We start from the raw sequence: 16,106 nt of genomic DNA, 5'->3' as shown, positions 1-16,106 counted from the left end.
CGTAGCCGGGTCAGGCGGCCTTGGTCTTCAAGGCCTCTTCGTCGCGCACCATTTTTGTCACGGCGGCGAAGTCGAGCTTGCCGGAGCCAAGGACCGGTACCTTTGAGACCACCCGCACTTCGGCCGGGACCATCAGGTCCATGGCGCCGTTGGCCTTGGCGTAGGCGAGGAATTCCGCTCGTGTGGCGCCGGATGCCTCAGTGATGAGGATCAGCTTTTCGCCCTTGCGCGCGTCGGGCACCGTGGCGACCGCCGACAGCGAGCCCTTCCACAATTCGCCGGCCAGCGCTTCGACAGCGGCGAGCGAGATCATCTCGCCGCCGATCTTGGCGAAGCGCTTGGCGCGGCCGCGAATGGTGATGAAGCCGCCTTCGTCGATAGCGACGACGTCGCCCGTATCATGCCAGCCGTCCTCCAGCGGTTCGAGCACGCCGGGCTTCTCGGCCCGGAGATAACCGGCCATGACATTGGGGCCGCGCACGAACAGCCGGCCGCCTTCGTCGACGCCGGGGACCGGATCGAGGCGGTATTCCATGCCGGGCATGATCTTGCCGACGGTTCCGGAGCGATTGTACATCGGCGTGTTGATGGAGATCACCGGCGCCGTCTCGGTGACGCCGTAGCCCTCGAGGATGCGTAGGCCGAACTTCTCCATATAGGTCATGCGCGTCGCTGTCTTGACCGGCTCTGCGCCGGCAAAACAATAGCGTATCGAGCGGAAGTCGTAGGGGTGCGCGGTGCGGGCATAGCCGGAGAGGAAGGTGTCGGTGCCGAAGATGATCGTCGCGTTCGAGCCGTAGATCAGTTCCGGCACGAGGCGGTAGTGCAGCGGCGAGGGGTAGAAATAGACCGGCACGCCGGAGATCAACGGCAGCACCGTGCCCGCGGTCATGCCGAAGGAGTGGAAGATCGGCAGCACGTTGAACACCTTGTCGCCCGAATGGAAGTCGATACGCGACGCCGCCTGGGCGGCGTTGGCCAGGATGTTGCGGTGGGTCAGAACGACGCCCTTCGGCGTGCCTTCCGAACCCGAGGTGAACAAGATCACCGCCGCATCGCCGGGCTTGCGTTTCGCGCGCGGCGTCGACTTGCGCAGCAAGCCGAGCAGCTTATCCTTGAGACTGATGGTCTTTCTGAGATCGTCGAGCCACACGATGTCGACCGAGCGACCGAGTTCCTCGACCACGGCGCCGAGCTTTGCCTGTTCGACGAACGCGCGGGACGTCAGCACGGTGCGGACTTCGGCGGCCTTGCAGGCGGACAGAATATTGGCAGCACCTGCGGTGAAGTTCATCATCGCCGGAACCTTGCCGGCGGACATGACGCCGAGCAGCGTCGCGCAAGAGCCGTTGGCGTTGGGCAGCATGATGCCCAGCGTCTGCTGGTCGGCATAAAGGTTCTGGAACTTCTCACCAAGCACGGCGGCAGCCGTGAGCAGCTTGCTGTAGCTGAGAGAACCGGTGACCGGATCCTGAACTGCGAGCTGTTTCATGCCGCGTTCGTTCGCCGTCTCGATGATCTTTTCCAGTACGGTCTTGTCGATGTCCTGGGTGCGGAAAACGAGATCCGACATCACCTGGTAGAGCGCGGAACCCGCCGCGGCGCGGCGCTTGCGGCCCTTCAGCTCTTGCGGCACCTCGAGCTTGACCGGTTCCAGAATGGTCACCTTGACCTTCGGGAACAGGCGGCGGCGCACATGCTGCGAGCTCAACCGCGAGAAGTAGGTCTTCTCCAGCCCGTCGATGCGCACCGGCACAACCATCGAGCCGGTCTTGTCGGCAACCATGGCGGCGCCGTCATAGACCTTCATCAGGCCGCCGGTCACCGTGATGCGTCCCTCCGGGAAGATCACCAGCGGATCGCCGCCCTGCACGATCTTGATCAGCGTGCGGGTCGACATCGGCTTGGCCGGGTTGAGCGGCAAAGCGCGGGCAAGTTTCATGAACGGCTTCATCCACCAAGCCTGGGCAATGGTGTAGTCGATGGCGAAGACCGGCTCCTCATCGGTCAGCGTCAAGGCGAGCGGACCGTCGAGAAAGCTGACATGGTTGAGCGCCAGGATCGGTGCCTTGCCGGCCGCCTTGAGGTTTTCCATGCCCTCGACTTCGAGGCGCAGGAAAGCGCGGAACAGGATGGAGACGAAGTCACGGAAGGGGTTCGTCGGCAAATATTTCAGCATCAGCCAGGCGGCAATCGCATTGGCCGCGGCGAGGCCGAACAGGATGCCGCCGGTCGAGACCTTTGTCTGGATCAGGGCCATGATGATGCCGCCGCCAGTCATGAAGCCGGCATTGACGATACTGACGGCGGCGACAACCCGGGCGCGCCGCGCTTCGGGCGACCAGGCCTGCACGGCGGCGAAGGTCGGCACCACCAGGAAAGCGGCTGCAATGGCCATGCCGGCGAGGTCGATGGCGACGCGGACCGTGTTTGGGCCGGCGAAGAATGCGCCAAGGGTTTCCGCCTGGGGCGACGGCGTCATGCCGGAGATGGTCCAGGCGAGATGCAGGCCGAACAGGGCGAGCAGCGCCGTGCCGACCGGTGCCGGCAACAGCACGATGCGGCCCTGCGACATCCAGGCGGCGATGGCCGAACCGATGGCGATCGAGACGGCGAACACGGCGAGGTAGACGGTGACGGCCATTTCGTTGCCGCCGAGCGAATCCTTGATCAGCACCGGCAGGAGCGAGAGCACGATGGCGCCGATCAGCCAAAACCACGACGTCATCAGGCCGGCGCGCCAGATGCGCGTGTCGGTGCGCAATTCGGCGACCTGGCGCCAGGTCGAGCGGAAGATGTTCTTGTCGATGACAAGGTCGGGCGCCGCCGAACCGGTCGACGGGATGTAGCGGCTGACGAGCCAGCAACCGACGGCGAGCGCCATCATGATCGGTCCGAACACCGCGACGCCGATGCCATCGGCGGAAACGACGCCGCCGGCTATGGTGCCGCCGAGAATCGCGGCAAACGTAGCTGACTCGATCCAGGCGTTGGCCTTGGGCAGTTCCTTGCGTTCGAGGTGATCGGGCAGGATGCCGTATTTGATCGGTCCGAACAGCGCCGAGATAACGCCGAACATCAACAGCGCCGTCATCAGCACGGGAATGGACGACAGGGCGATGCCGACGACGGAGACACCCGCCGCGGCGATCTCGGCGAATTTCAGACGCTTGGCTATGAGAGCCTTGTCGAAGCGGTCGGCGAGCTCGCCGCCGAGCGCCGACAGGAGCAGGAAGGGGGCCATGAAGACGGCGCCCGCCAAGGTGACAAGTGATGCCGCCTGGTCCGCCGCCAGCGTGAACAGAATAAGGAACACCAGCGTGTTCTTGAGGAAATTATCGTTGAAGGCGGACAGGAACTGCGTCCAGAACAAGGGCGCAAAGCGCCTGGATGTCATCAGATGAGCTGTCGGACGATTGATCGGGGCGATTTCCATAGCGGCGACTTCCATTGGGCAAGACCGATTAAAATCCTGGCTGGATTGATCAGCGGTCTTGCGCGTTGAGCCTTGTTTAGCGGGAACCCGGTTACACTTCGTTACTGCGGCTGACTTCCATCAGCAACTTCTCGGCCTTGGCGTCTTCCAGCCGGTTGATGAAGCGGCTTGCCTCTTCCGAGTCGCGCAGCGTCTTGGTGATGGTGATCGAGGTGTGCACGAGCATGATGGCGGCCATCGCATAAAACCCCTTGGCGGCGAAGCTCGCCTCCATGAAGTAGATGCCGCCGGCCATCATCGTGGCGGCAACGGCGAAACTGGCCATGGTGAAGGTCTTCCAGGCGCTTGAGTCCTTGGGGGAATAGGTGTTCGGGGTCATCGATATGGTCCTTTCGTTTCAAGGTCAGGTTGGTTGGGCGTGGGTCTGTTTCAGGCTGGATACAATCAGGCCGGATACAATCAGACTGGATAACAATCAGGCCGGGTACGATCAGGCCGGCTTGGTCATGGTCTTCGTGAGCCGTTCGAGCACGGCGTCGGCGCTGCTTCTCAGCGGCGCGCCGCAGCCGGCGGCCGCAAGCTTTTCTGAGACCGCGGCAGGATCGCCCGACTGTTCCATCTCGGCCATGGCGGCCGCGGTGGCGTCGATCTGCTTTTGCCTGGTGCGCAGGCGCAGCAGCGTCTCCTCGGCGTCCCTGAGCGCCGACAGGCTGGAGCCGGGCGCGCTTTCTCGCAGGCGCTGGGTCGAGTCGACCGCGGCAACGATGCGCTGGCCGCGCTGCAATTCGCGCAGGCGCATTTCGGAGACGCGGATAATCCGCTTGAGACGCTCGATCTCGGTGCCGAAGCTTTTCTGCGCCTCGGCGGAGGCGTCGCGTTCGGCTTCCAGCATGGCGATGGTTTCGGCGGCTTCGCGGGCCAGTTCATTCTGTCCCTGCTCGATCGCGGCGATCGTGCGCTTCTCCAAATCGTCGATGCGGAGGACAAGCTTCTTGTACTGCGCGACTTCCTGTTCGTTCTGGGCGATGGCAATTGCAACCGCCCGGCGGGCGGCCGCGATAGCGTCGGCGCAATCGCGGATCTGCTGGCGCAGGATTATCAGCGCGTTGCGGTCGACGACCGCCTCGGCGGCTTCGTAGCTTCGGCCGCGAACGAGAGCAAAAAACTGTTTCAACATTTCCGTTTCTCCTCTATGAACGTTGTTCATGAGGCAAAGTAGCACATTGTGAACGGCGTTCAAGGAGAAAATGAACGGTGTTCATGATTGCGCATAAGAGAAGGTTAATGACCGCAAAACGGGACGCCAAACGCGAGGACCTCAAAGGCAGGCTGATCGAGGCCGCGCAAGCGCGCATCCAGTCCTCGGGGCTCGCCGGTCTGCGTGCGCGCGACATCACGGCCGATGCCGGCTGCGCGCTGGGCGCGCTCTACACCGCCTTCGCCGACCTGGACGAGCTCATCCTGCACGTCAATTCGATCACACTGGCCAGGCTGGGGGCGGCCCTGCAGCAAGAGGCGACCGGCGTCGCCGAGCCTAGGGCAAGGCTGAAGGCGCTGGCCAAGGCCTATCTCGGCTTCGCCCGCGACAACCGCATGGCGTGGAAGGCGCTGTTCGAGCACCGTATGGCGCCAGGCGTGGCGGTGCCCGAATGGCATCTGGCCGAACATGCGGTGCTGGTCCAGCATCTGGTTGAGCCGCTGGCCCAGCTGCTCCCGGCGGCGGCAACGCCGGAGCTTTTGGCCCGCGCGCGCACGCTGTTCTCCGCCGTGCATGGGATCGTCGCCATCTCGCTCGAAGACCGTTTCATTGGCCTGGCGTCCACCGACCTCGAAAGTGAGCTGCTGGGTTTCGTCGACACGCTGGTGAGCGGACTGGAGACGGAAAGGGAATGAACTGCTGCGATCGGCTCTTGCCTCACGGCACTCTGCCCTTATGAAGATCGTGGCGCGGACTGCCGGTTGATCCAGGCCGGCTGAGACTGTTGGGGATATCCGGTGACAATCGATCAGAACCGTCGGTTTCGACCCGAAATACAGGGGCTGCGCGGCTTGGCGGTCGCGCTTGTCGTGGTCTATCACATATGGCCGGATGTGCTGCCTGGCGGATATGTCGGCGTCGACGTCTTTTTCGTCATCTCTGGCTATCTGATCACGGGCCTGCTGGCGCAGATGGCGCTGCGCGGCGGCCGGATTTCACTGATCGAATTCTACTCGCGACGGGTGCGACGGTTGTTGCCGGCAGCAACCCTGGTGCTGCTGGTGGCATTGCTGGGCACGCTGCTTTTCATCTCAAAGGCGCGCTGGGAGGAAATGGGCAACCAGATCGTGGCGAGCGCTCTTTATGTCGAGAACTGGCGGCTGGCCTCGATTGCGGTCAGCTATCTCGAGGCCGACACCTTGCCGAGCCCGGTGCAACACTACTGGTCGCTTTCCATCGAAGAGCAGTTCTACATCGCCTGGCCGTTGGTGATGATCGGCGTGATCTGGCTGGCGCGCCGCCGTGACCTTCCGCTGAGGGCCTGCTTGATCGGGGCGTTGTCGCTCATTTTCGCGGCATCACTTGTTGCCTCTGTCGTTTTGACGGCGACGGATCCGGCCCAGGCCTATTTCGTCAGCCATACCCGCCTGTGGGAATTGGCGCTGGGTGGTCTGCTGGTGCTGACCGAACACCAGTTTCGACTGGCGGCACTCACTAGACAGTGGCTGGCGATCGCCGGCATCCTGGGCATCGTTGCGTCCGCCTTGCTGTTTTCCGCTGCAACTCCATTTCCCGGCGTCAGTGCGTTGTTGCCGACCTTGGCCACAGTGCTGGTCATCCTGGCTGGCGAGGTTGAAGTCGGCCGGTTTCGTGGGCTCGATTCGTTGCCACTTCGTTTCATCGGCGATCGCTCCTACTCGGTCTATCTATGGCATTGGCCGCTGATCACCATCTCCCAGGCGCAGGGTCATTCGCTGACCCTTGCCGGCGGTTTCGGCCTGATTGCGGCGACCCTGCTTCTATCGGATCTGTCCTATCGATATGTTGAGCAGCGCTACCGGCAAGCTCGGGGCGGCGCCTGGTGGAAGCCGCTGGGATACGGCACCGCGGCGGTTCTCACATGCGTGGCCGCATCCGGCAGCCTGCTGCTCTTTCTGAAGACCGAACGCATCGACACCGCGCTGATCGGCACGCCTTCCTACCCTGGGCCCGCCGCTCTCGTCTCCGGCGCCGTGGTCCCGGACGGTGTGAACCTTCTGCCGCCGCTGGCCCGGCTGAGGCGGGACGTGCCGGTCGTGTATGCAAGGAAGTGCCACCAGGAGGAAAGCTCGGAGCCCAAACGATGCTCTCTAGGCGATCCCACGGGTGCGAAAACAATGGTTCTGGTGGGAGATTCTCATGCAGCCCAGTGGGTGCCGGCACTGGACAAGATCGCAAAGGACCGCAACTTCAAACTGGTTACCTTTACAAAATCCGCCTGCCCATTCACCCGCGTGGCCATCACGGCGGATGGCAAACCCAACGTCTTATGCGCGCAGTGGCACGAAAAGGTGCTGGCCGAGATCCTAAAGCTGAAACCGGATCTGATCTTCACCAGCCAGTCCAATTACGGAGCGGTTCAGCAAGACGTGATGATCGAGGGGCTGCGAAGTCTCTGGGGCGGGCTGACGGACGCCGGCTCGCAAATCGTTGCCATCCGCAACACGCCCTATATGAAATTCGACCCGGGCGAATGCCTGAGTTCGACCCCAACGAAATGCGTCACCAAACTGAGCGATATTGAGCGGAGCAACGTGTTGGCGCTGGCCGCGGAAGGACAGAAAAATGTGCGCGCCATCGATATGCTCGATGCCATTTGCGGGCCGCAACTATGCCCGGCAGTTGTCGGCAACATCATCGTCTGGCGGGACAGTCATCATCTGACCGCCAGCTACTCGCTTGCCCTGGCGCCCTATCTCGCAGCGAAGGCGGGGCTTTGACGAGACGTCTCGGAACTTAGATGTGTCGACAGGCAGGAAAATTCCGCTGGTGGAGCTGAGGAGGATCGAACTCCTGACCTCGTCATTGCGAACGACGCGCTCTCCCAGCTGAGCTACAGCCCCGTCCAGCGGATGGCGCATTTATCGAAGGCTGCGGTTTCCTGTCAAGGCGGGGTTTTGCCGAAATCCCTTGTGCCCGATGCTTGTAGGCGACCGGCCCTTGCCGGTTTCGCGCTCAATGGCTACATGTCGGCAACAATCGGAGACCGGCATGCTCGCCCTCATTCAAACAATCGTCATGGCGCTGGACCTGTACTGGTGGGTCATCATCGCCTCGGCGATCTTTTCCTGGCTCTATGCGTTCAACGTCGTCAACTCGCGCAATCAGTTCGTCGGCAGCATCGGCAACATGCTCTACCGGCTGACCGAGCCGGCGCTGCGTCCAATCCGTCGGTTCATGCCCGACCTTGGCGGCGTCGACATCTCGCCGATCATCCTGCTTCTGCTCCTGTTCTTCCTCAGGCAGCTCATTCTCACCACGATAGCGCCGCTGGTCCTGTGAACCCGACGATGGCATGAACGCGCCATTCCGCTTGCGCGCCGACGGCATCGACCTGTTTATCCGGCTGACGCCGAAGTCTTCCGTGGACAGGCTCGGAGGCGCCGAAAAATCGGCCGACGGGCGCAGCCATTTGAAGGCGCGCGTGCGCGCCGTGCCGGAGAATGGCGCGGCCAATGCGGCGCTGGAACGGCTGGTGGCCAAGGCGCTGGGCGTTCCGGCATCGGTCGTGTCGGTCATTGCAGGCGGCACGGCGCGGCTGAAGACGGTGCGTGTGGTTGGCGAACCATCGACGCTGGTGAAGAGCATCGAGGCACTGGCCGCCGGATAATCCTCAATCCCCCAGCGGCAACTTTGGATCGTCGACCTTCAGCGTGTTCACGCTCTGCTTGATGCGGCGCAGGTTTTCGAGAACCCTGGGTCCGCGCGTTTCGGCCACGGAGGTGACGATCATGTCGACGATCGACAGCAGCGCATAGCGCGACGAGGTCGGCTTGTAGATGTTGCCGTCTTCCAGCGACTGGAACTGGATAACGGTATCGGCGGCCTTGGCGAGCGCTGATTCCGGCGGGGTTACGGCGATGGTGCTGGCGCCATATTGCTGGGCCACCTGAACGGCGTCGATCACCGAGCGCGCATAGCCGGACACCGAGAACGCGATCAGCGTCGTCTCCGATGTGGCGACCGCGGCATACATGCGCTGCAATTGCCCGTCGATCTGCGCCAGCACCGGCACGCCCAGCCGAAACAGCCGGTTCTGCATCTCGGTCGCCATCATCGAGGAAATGCCGCCGGAGCCGATGCACAGCACATTGCCCGAACTGACGATGCGCGCGGCCACGCCCACCAGCGTCTTCATGTCGAGGTTTTCGCTGGCGCGCTGGATGGCGGCGATTGCCGCTTCGGTGATGGCCGACGCAATGCGCTGCTCGCGCGCGTCGCGGTTCAGCGGTTCGGGCGACAGATACTGGCCGCCAATGGCGATCGCCTGCGCCAGGTAGAATTTGAAATCGCGCAGACCCTCGCAGCCGAGATTGCGGCAGAAACGGGTGACCGTCGGCTCGCTGACGCCGACGCGCGCGGCAATTTCCGAGATTGCCGCCTTGGAGGCGAAGTCGAGATCGGTCAGCACGAGGCCGGCCAGGCGGCGGTCCGATTTGGTGCCGTCCTGCGACATCAGCTGCAGGCGCGTGATGATGTCGGCCGGCGTTTTCATTTCTGGGTTGTCGTCTTCATCGTGGTGTTTTCGTTTTCATGCCGGCGCTCTCATAGCGGCAGGCCTGTCGCCGTGTCGAACAGATGGATGTTTGCAGGCGCGACCGAGACCGGCAGCATCTCACCCGGCTTGACCTGTATCCGATCGCGGAACACGGCGCGCACCGTGTCAGCGCCGATGGCGCCATAGACATGGGTTTCCGAGCCGGTCGGCTCGACGACATCGACCTTGATCGCCATCGCGTCGACAGCCTCGCCGATGACGAAGTGTTCGGGCCGTATGCCGGCCTCGACCGTGCTGCCAGCCGGCACCGTCTTGCTGCCGAGCGCCAGTCGCCCTCCGCCGGCCGATTCGAACCAGCTTTTCTCGGGCGTCGTCTTCAGGGCGCCGGAGACAAAACTCATCGACGGCGAGCCGATGAAGGAGGCGACGAATTTGTTGGCGGGACGGTCGTAGAGCTCCAGCGGTGCGCCGACCTGCTGGATCTTGCCGCGGTCCATCACCACGATGCGGTCGGCCATGGTCATGGCCTCGATCTGGTCGTGGGTGACATAGACGATGGTCGATTTCAGCCGCTGGTGCAGCGCCTTGATCTCGGTGCGCATCTGCACGCGCAGTTGCGCGTCGAGATTGCTGAGCGGCTCGTCGAACAGGAACACCGAGGGTTCGCGCACGATGGCGCGGCCCATGGCGACGCGCTGGCGCTGGCCGCCCGACAGCTCCCGGGGATAGCGGTCGAGATAGGAGAACAGGTTGAGGACGCCGGAGGCCTTTTTCACCTTGTCGTCGATTGCCGTGCGGCTTTCGCCGCGGATCTTTGGGCCGAAGCCGATGTTGTCGGCCGCTTTCAGATGCGGAAACAGCGCATAGGACTGAAAGACCATCGCAACATTGCGCTGCTGTGGCGGCAAAGCGTTGGCGCGCACGCCGCCGATCAAGAGGTCGCCTGAGGTGATCGGCTCCAGCCCGGCCAGCATGCGCAGCAAGGTCGACTTGCCGCAGCCGGAAGGGCCGACCAGCACGACGAATTCGCCGCTCTTGATGTCGAGGCTGATGTTTTCGAGAATCTTATGGCGTCCGAAGGATTTCGACAGGTCGCGGAACTCAACGTCGGTCATGGCTACGCTCCCAGTATGTCGTCGATGAAGGGCAGGAAGCCGGCGGTCAGTCCGGCGTCGACCGGCACCACCGCGCCGGTTATCCCCGATGCGCGATCCGAAACAAGGAAGGCCACCGCTTCGGCCACTTCCGTGGCGTCGACGATGCGGCCGAGCGGATAGAGCCGCTTGAGCTTGCCGAGAACATCCGGGTTCTTGGCCAGGCGATGGTCCCAGGCGGCGGTGCGGATCGAGCCGGGGCAGACGACATTGGCGCGCAGCCCGTTGCGGCCGAGTTCCACAGCGATCGCTTTGGCATAGGCATTGATGCCGGCCTTGGCTGCGGCATAGGCCGGGTTGCCGAAGTGGGCGATGGCGTTGACGGAAGAGATGAAGACGACGCTGCCCGAACCGCGCGCGGCCATCGCCTTGATCAGTGGATCGGCGAACAGCATCACCCCGGTCAGATTGAGGTCGAGCTCATGCGTGATCTTGTCGGGGGTCAGCGCTGCAAGAGTCTCGGCGCGCGTCCAGCCGGCATTGTTGATCAGGATGTCGGGCACGCCGTCTTTCTCGAGGATCGCCGTGATCGCGGCATCGGTGGAGATCCGGTCGAGAAGGTCGAAGACGTGGCGCGACGCCAGATGCGGACTGCCGAGCTGGTCTTGCGACTGGTCGCAGCCGACGACGCGCGCGCCTCGTTCGGCCAGCAGCGCCACAATAGCCGAGCCGAGCCCGCCGCCGGCGCCGGTCACCAGCACGGTCTTGCCTGCGAATTCGGCCTTTGAAACCACGCTGCGCGCCTCCTGGGATCTACGATAATCGGAAAACGCTATTTTAAGAAATGTAATTAAGCAACAGGATAATCCGCTTGCACAGCGTCAAATGATGGATAATGTAGGAAAGTCACATAAAGCCTTGGTCGCCTGGAAGCCGCAAGAGCGCAGGCGCAATCAAATGGGAGAGATCGAATGAAGCTTGCAAAATGGACTGTCGGCCTGATGGCCGGAATGAGCCTGCTGGCGCTCACCGCACAGGCAGATGCCGGCGAGGTGCGCGTAACCGTCGCCGAATACAGCGCCAAGACCGGCCCGTATTTCGAAGCGGTGAAAAAGGAATTCGAGGCAGCCAACCCGGGTATCACCGTCAAGTTCGAAGTTGTGCCGTGGGACGTGCTGCTGCAGAAGCTGACCACCGACATCACGGCCGGCACCAATGCCGACCTGTCGATCATCGGCACCCGCTGGCTGATCGATTTCGTCCAGCAGGATGTCGCCGAGCCGCTCGACGGCTACATCAAGCCTGACTTCAAGGATCGCTTCATCGACACCTTCCTGTCGCCGTCGATCATGGAGGGCAAGACCTATGGCCTGCCGATCGCGGCTTCGGCGCGCGCCATGTACTACAACAAGGAATTGTTCGAGAAGGCCGGAATCGCCAACCCGCCGGCAACCTGGACCGAGTTGCAGGAGGATGCGCGCAAGATCAAGGCGCTGGGCACCGGCACGTTCGGCTTCGGCCTGCAGGGCAAGGAGATCGAGACCGACGTCTATTACTACTATGCGATGTGGTCGCAAGGCACCGAGATTCTCAACAAGGATGGCACGTCGGGCCTCGGCACGCCGGGCGCGCTCGAAGCCGCCAAGCTCTACAAGTCGATGATCGACGAAGGCCTGACGGAACCCGGCGTCACCTCCAACAACCGCGAGGACGTCCAGAACCTGTTCAAGCAGGGCAAGGTCGGCATGATGATCACCGCACCCTTCCTGTCCAACCAGATCAAGGACGAGGCGCCGAACCTGAAATATGGCGTGGCCGCTATCCCCGCCGGACCGACCGGCGCGCGCGGCACGTACGGCGTCACCGATTCCATCATCATGTTCAAGAATTCCAAGAACAAGGATGAGGCCTGGAAGCTGCTCGACTTCCTGTTCACCACCGAACAGCGCGCCAAGTTCACGCAAGGGGAAGGCTTCCTGCCGGTGAACAAGGAAGAGGCCAAGATGGACTATTACGTCAACAATGCCGACCTCGCCGCGTTCACCGCACTGCTGCCCGACGCTCGCTTTGCACCGGTCATCCCCGGCTGGGAAGAAGTCGCCCAGATCACCTCGGATGCCATGCAGAAAATCTATCTCGGCGGCGACCCCGAGGCAGGCTTGAAGGAAGCGGCTGCCAAGGCCAACGCCGTGATTAAGAAATAGGGCGTATCTCCCTGCGCCCGGCGCGGCCCAGAGATCGGGGCGCGCCACACTTTCCTCTCCCTCCGGAGGGGGGAGAGGTGGCTCGGCGAAGCCGAGACGGAGTGGGGGAACCACCTGGCAACCGCCGCGACGGACATAGGAAGGGCAATAGGGGCAAACATCACCTCGCCTTGCGCCCCAAGGGTCGACATCCACTCCGTCGACCCCCACTCCGTCGAGCTCCGCTCGACACCTCTCCCCCGATCGACGGGGGAGAGGAAAGGCCCCTTCCGCAACCGTTGCGGAGGATGGGCAGGCAGGTGAGGGGCAGCGCAAACGTCGCAGGAAATTCAAACCCTGAAGCGCTGCCTTAGACCGATATGCGAGATTGATCCGAGCTGGCGCGCCAGCGCCACTTATGTCCAACACGGTACGAATCCGGCCGATGCAAAATCGTTACCTGCCCTATTTATTGACCTTGCCCAGCCTGTTTCTGGCCGCAGTCGTCATCTTCTGGCCGGTCTGGGACCTGATCCAGATATCAACGCATGATGTCAGCCGTTTTGGGCAGCTGCGGGACTTCAACGATTTCGCCAATTATTCCGCCTTCCTCGCCGATCCCGATTTTCTGGCGGCACTCTGGCGCACCGGCCTGTGGACCGTGCTGGTGGTCGGCGGCGCGCTGCTGTTGTCCGTCCCCGTGGCGATGATCCTCAACACCGATTTCTACGGCCGCGGCATTGCCCGCGTCATCATCATGCTGCCCTGGGCGGTGTCGCTGACGATGACGGCAGTGGTCTGGCGCTGGGCGCTCAACGGCGAAAGCGGGATGCTGAACTCGGCGCTGATCGGGCTTGGCCTGATCCATGAAAACATCCAGTGGCTGGCGCGCGCCGAGACGGCATTCCCGATGCAGGTGCTGATCGGCATATTGGTGACGGTACCGTTCACCACGACCATCTTCCTCGGCGGCCTGTCGTCGATCCCCGACGACCTCTACGAGGCGGCGGCCCTGGAGGGGGCGACGCCGCTGCAGCAGTTCCGCGAGATCACCTTTCCGCTGCTGAAGCCGTTCATCAACATCGCCATCGTGCTCAACACCATCTACGTCTTCAATTCCTTCCCGATCATCTGGGTGATGACGCAGGGCGGGCCGGCCAACTCGACCGACATATTGGTCACCCATCTCTACAAGCTGGCCTTCCGCATCGGCAAACTGGGGGAAGCATCGGCAGTGTCGCTGCTGATGTTCGCCATCCTTTTGATCTTCACCATGATCTATGTGCGCCTCGCCATGCGGGAGCAGCGCACATGACGCCCAAGCTGAAGCGTACGATCATCACCTGGCTGCTGCTTTCGCCGCTGCTCGTGGTGACGATCTTCCCCTTCGCGGTAATGTTTTTGACCGCGGTCAAGCCGCGGCAGGAGGTGCTGTCGCCGACCTGGTGGCCAAGCGAATTCCACTGGTCGAATTTTGCCGACATGTGGGTGGCGACCGGCTTTGGCCAGGCGCTGGCCAATTCGCTCTATGTCTCTGTTATCGCCACCGTCGGCGCCATCCTGATCTCGGTGCCGGCCGCCTATGCCATGTCGCGGTTTCGCTTTGCCGGCTATGGCGCCTTCCGCCAGTTCCTGCTGATCTCGCAGATGATCTCGCCGATCGTGCTGGTGCTCGGCCTGTTCCGGCTGATGGCGGCCTGGGGTCTGATCGAATCCACGACCGCGCTCGGCGTCATCTACATGGCTTTCAACGTCGCCTTCACCGTGTGGATGCTGCAAAGCTATTTCGACACCATCCCGCGCGATCTCGAGGAAGCAGCGTGGATGGAAGGCGCCGGCCGATGGCTGACCTTGCGAAAAGTGTTTCTGCCGCTTTGCCTGCCGGCAATAGCGGTGACCGCCATCTTCACCTTCATCAACGCATGGAATGAGTTCGTCGTTGCGCTCACAATGCTGCGCAGCCAGGAAAGTTACACGCTGCCTATCCAGGTGTTCTCGCTGGTCGCCGGCCGCTACACGATCGAATGGCACCATGTAATGGCGGCGACGCTGCTGGCGACGCTGCCGGTGGCAATCCTGTTCATCTGGCTGCAGCGCTATCTCGTCCGCGGGCTGGCGCTCGGGGCGGTCAAATAACGGCGCCATTCACAACGGAGCTTTCATGCGCATCTTCACCGCCTCGCTGGCGACCGAAACCAACACCTTCTCGCCGGTGCCGACCGACCGGGCGTCGTTCGAGATGGCGTTCTATGCCGGGCCGGGCAAGCATCCAGACACGCCGACCTTGTGCTCCTCGCCGATGGTCGCGCTGCGCCGGCGTGCGGCTGCCGAAGGGCTGACCGTCATCGAAGGCACCGCCACCTGGGCGGAGCCGGGCGGGCTGGTGCAGCGGCAGACCTATGAGTCGTTGCGCGACGAGATTCTCGGCCAGTTGAAGGCAGCCTTGCCGGTCGACGCCGTCATCCTCGGCCTGCACGGCGCCATGGTGGCGCAAGGCTATGACGATTGCGAAGGCGATCTGCTGGAACGGGTTCGCGCAATCGTCGGGCCCGACGTGGTGATCGCGGTCGAGCTCGACCCGCACAGCCACCTGACGCCGAAGCGCGTCGCGGCATGCAATGTCATGGCCTATTTCCTCGAATTCCCGCACACCGACTTCTATGAGCGCGGCGAACATGTCGTCGAGCTTGGATTGGCGGCGGCGCGCGACGAGATCAAGCCGGTGATCTCGACGTTCGACTGCCGCATGATCCAGGTGCTGCCGACCAGCCGCGAGCCGATGCGCTCCTTCGTCGACCGCATCAAGGCGCTGCACGGCAAGGACGGCGTGCTGTCGGTCTCGGTCATCCATGGCTTCATGGCCGCGGACGTGCCGGAAATGGGCACGCGCATCCTGGTCGTCACTGACAATGACAAGGCCAAGGGCGATGCGCTGGCGGAGAGGCTAGGGCACGAGCTTTACGCCATCCGCGAAAGGACGGCGATGACGATGCTGAACACCGAGGACGGCATCGCGCGGGCACTGGCCGTGCGCAAGGAAAATCCCGGCAAGCCGGTTGTGATTGCCGACATCTGGGACAATCCCGGCGGTGGCGTCGCCGGCGACGGTACGGTCGTGCTGCGCGCCATGCTGGAACAGGGCGTGGACAATTTTGGCGTGGCGACGATCTGGGACCCGATCGCTGTCACCTTTTGCCAGGCGGCAGGCGAAGGCGCCGTCATCGACCTGCGCTTCGGCGGCAAGGCCGGGCCGCTGGCCGGCGAACCGATCGATGCGCGCGTCAAGGTGTTGAAAGCCGTCCCCGAGGGCTGGCAGAGCTTCGGGCCGAGCCGGGTGACGCTCGGACCGACGGCGCTGGTGCGGCTCGAAGGCACCGAAATCGACATCATCCTCAACACCAACCGCACGCAGACCTTCGAGCCGGATGTCTTCTCCAACATCGGTGTCGATCCGTTGTCGAAGGACATATTGCTGATCAAGTCAACCAACCATTTCTACGCCGGCTTTGAACCGATCGCGGCGGAGATCATCTATGTCTCGGCGCCGAGCTCGTATCCGAGCAATCCGGCGGTGACGGATTACAGGAAGCTGACGCGGCCGGTGTGGCCACGGGTGGCGGATCCTTGGCGCTGGTGATCTCCCCCTCGAGGGGGGAGA

General features: G+C 62.9%; 14 protein-coding genes and 1 tRNA gene. 8 read left to right on the top strand and 7 right to left on the bottom strand.

The window, feature by feature from the left end; translation table 11 throughout:
• Window positions 1-10: 10 nt before the first annotated feature.
• The 3 genes from X751_RS144175 to X751_RS144185 form a co-directional block, all read right to left on the bottom strand.
• Entirely contained in the window at window positions 11-3,436 is a 3,426-nt protein-coding gene (locus tag X751_RS144175) for an acyl-[ACP]--phospholipid O-acyltransferase (RefSeq protein ID WP_023745374.1), read from the bottom strand.
• 91 nt (window positions 3,437-3,527) lie between these two features.
• Window positions 3,528-3,815, bottom strand: a complete 288-nt coding sequence (locus tag X751_RS144180; RefSeq protein ID WP_023745373.1) for a YiaA/YiaB family inner membrane protein — start codon at window positions 3,813-3,815, stop codon at window positions 3,528-3,530.
• A 111-nt stretch (window positions 3,816-3,926) separates the two neighbouring features.
• Window positions 3,927-4,613, bottom strand: coding sequence for a PspA/IM30 family protein (locus tag X751_RS144185; protein ID WP_023745372.1), 687 nt, complete (start codon window positions 4,611-4,613; stop codon window positions 3,927-3,929).
• 107 nt (window positions 4,614-4,720) lie between these two features.
• Here X751_RS144185 and X751_RS144190 point away from each other — a divergent pair, with 107 nt between their 5' ends.
• Both X751_RS144190 and X751_RS144195 read left to right on the top strand, forming a co-directional pair.
• On the top strand, window positions 4,721-5,329 hold the full coding sequence (locus X751_RS144190) for a TetR/AcrR family transcriptional regulator (RefSeq protein WP_023737945.1): 609 nt from the start codon (window positions 4,721-4,723) through the stop codon (window positions 5,327-5,329).
• A 102-nt stretch (window positions 5,330-5,431) separates the two neighbouring features.
• Window positions 5,432-7,393, top strand: a complete 1,962-nt coding sequence (locus X751_RS144195) for an acyltransferase family protein (RefSeq protein WP_081726890.1) — start codon at window positions 5,432-5,434, stop codon at window positions 7,391-7,393.
• Between the two features lie 47 nt (window positions 7,394-7,440).
• On the opposite strand, the gene X751_RS144200 is transcribed toward X751_RS144195, so the two are convergent.
• Window positions 7,441-7,516, bottom strand: a tRNA-Ala gene (locus tag X751_RS144200).
• A 148-nt stretch (window positions 7,517-7,664) separates the two neighbouring features.
• On the opposite strand from X751_RS144200, the gene X751_RS144205 reads away from it, so the two are divergent.
• Both X751_RS144205 and X751_RS144210 read left to right on the top strand, forming a co-directional pair.
• Window positions 7,665-7,955, top strand: coding sequence for a YggT family protein (locus X751_RS144205; RefSeq protein WP_023668602.1), 291 nt, complete (start codon window positions 7,665-7,667; stop codon window positions 7,953-7,955).
• A 13-nt stretch (window positions 7,956-7,968) separates the two neighbouring features.
• Window positions 7,969-8,283, top strand: a complete 315-nt coding sequence (locus tag X751_RS144210) for a DUF167 family protein (protein WP_023668603.1) — start codon at window positions 7,969-7,971, stop codon at window positions 8,281-8,283.
• 3 nt (window positions 8,284-8,286) lie between these two features.
• On the opposite strand, the gene X751_RS144215 is transcribed toward X751_RS144210, so the two are convergent.
• The 3 genes from X751_RS144215 to X751_RS144225 are packed head-to-tail and all read right to left on the bottom strand — an operon-like array spanning window position 8,287 to window position 11,059.
• On the bottom strand, window positions 8,287-9,168 hold the full coding sequence (locus X751_RS144215; RefSeq protein WP_023668604.1) for a MurR/RpiR family transcriptional regulator: 882 nt from the start codon (window positions 9,166-9,168) through the stop codon (window positions 8,287-8,289).
• A 50-nt stretch (window positions 9,169-9,218) separates the two neighbouring features.
• Window positions 9,219-10,286 (bottom strand): sn-glycerol-3-phosphate ABC transporter ATP-binding protein UgpC, encoded by a 1,068-nt coding sequence (ugpC, locus tag X751_RS144220; protein ID WP_023668605.1) that lies wholly within the window; start codon window positions 10,284-10,286, stop codon window positions 9,219-9,221.
• A 2-nt stretch (window positions 10,287-10,288) separates the two neighbouring features.
• Window positions 10,289-11,059, bottom strand: coding sequence for an SDR family oxidoreductase (locus X751_RS144225; protein ID WP_023745370.1), 771 nt, complete (start codon window positions 11,057-11,059; stop codon window positions 10,289-10,291).
• Window positions 11,060-11,236: 177 nt separating this feature from the next.
• On the opposite strand from X751_RS144225, the gene X751_RS144230 reads away from it, so the two are divergent.
• The 4 genes from X751_RS144230 (at window position 11,237) to X751_RS144245 (ending at window position 16,085) form a co-directional block, all read left to right on the top strand.
• Window positions 11,237-12,469, top strand: a complete 1,233-nt coding sequence (locus X751_RS144230) for a sugar ABC transporter substrate-binding protein (protein ID WP_023745369.1) — start codon at window positions 11,237-11,239, stop codon at window positions 12,467-12,469.
• 424 nt (window positions 12,470-12,893) lie between these two features.
• Window positions 12,894-13,763, top strand: a complete 870-nt coding sequence (locus X751_RS144235) for a sugar ABC transporter permease (protein WP_023745368.1) — start codon at window positions 12,894-12,896, stop codon at window positions 13,761-13,763.
• Window positions 13,760-14,584, top strand: a complete 825-nt coding sequence (locus X751_RS144240; protein ID WP_023745367.1) for a carbohydrate ABC transporter permease — start codon at window positions 13,760-13,762, stop codon at window positions 14,582-14,584. The genes X751_RS144235 and X751_RS144240 overlap by 4 nt, the downstream gene beginning before the upstream one ends.
• 25 nt (window positions 14,585-14,609) lie before the next feature.
• Window positions 14,610-16,085, top strand: coding sequence for a M81 family metallopeptidase (locus tag X751_RS144245; RefSeq protein ID WP_023688837.1), 1,476 nt, complete (start codon window positions 14,610-14,612; stop codon window positions 16,083-16,085).
• Window positions 16,086-16,106: the final 21 nt, after the last annotated feature.

The organism is Mesorhizobium sp. LNJC394B00 (genome assembly GCF_000502555.1).
Classification (GTDB): Bacteria; Pseudomonadota; Alphaproteobacteria; order Rhizobiales; family Rhizobiaceae; genus Mesorhizobium.
This window is presented reverse-complemented; position numbering and strand designations above follow the sequence as displayed.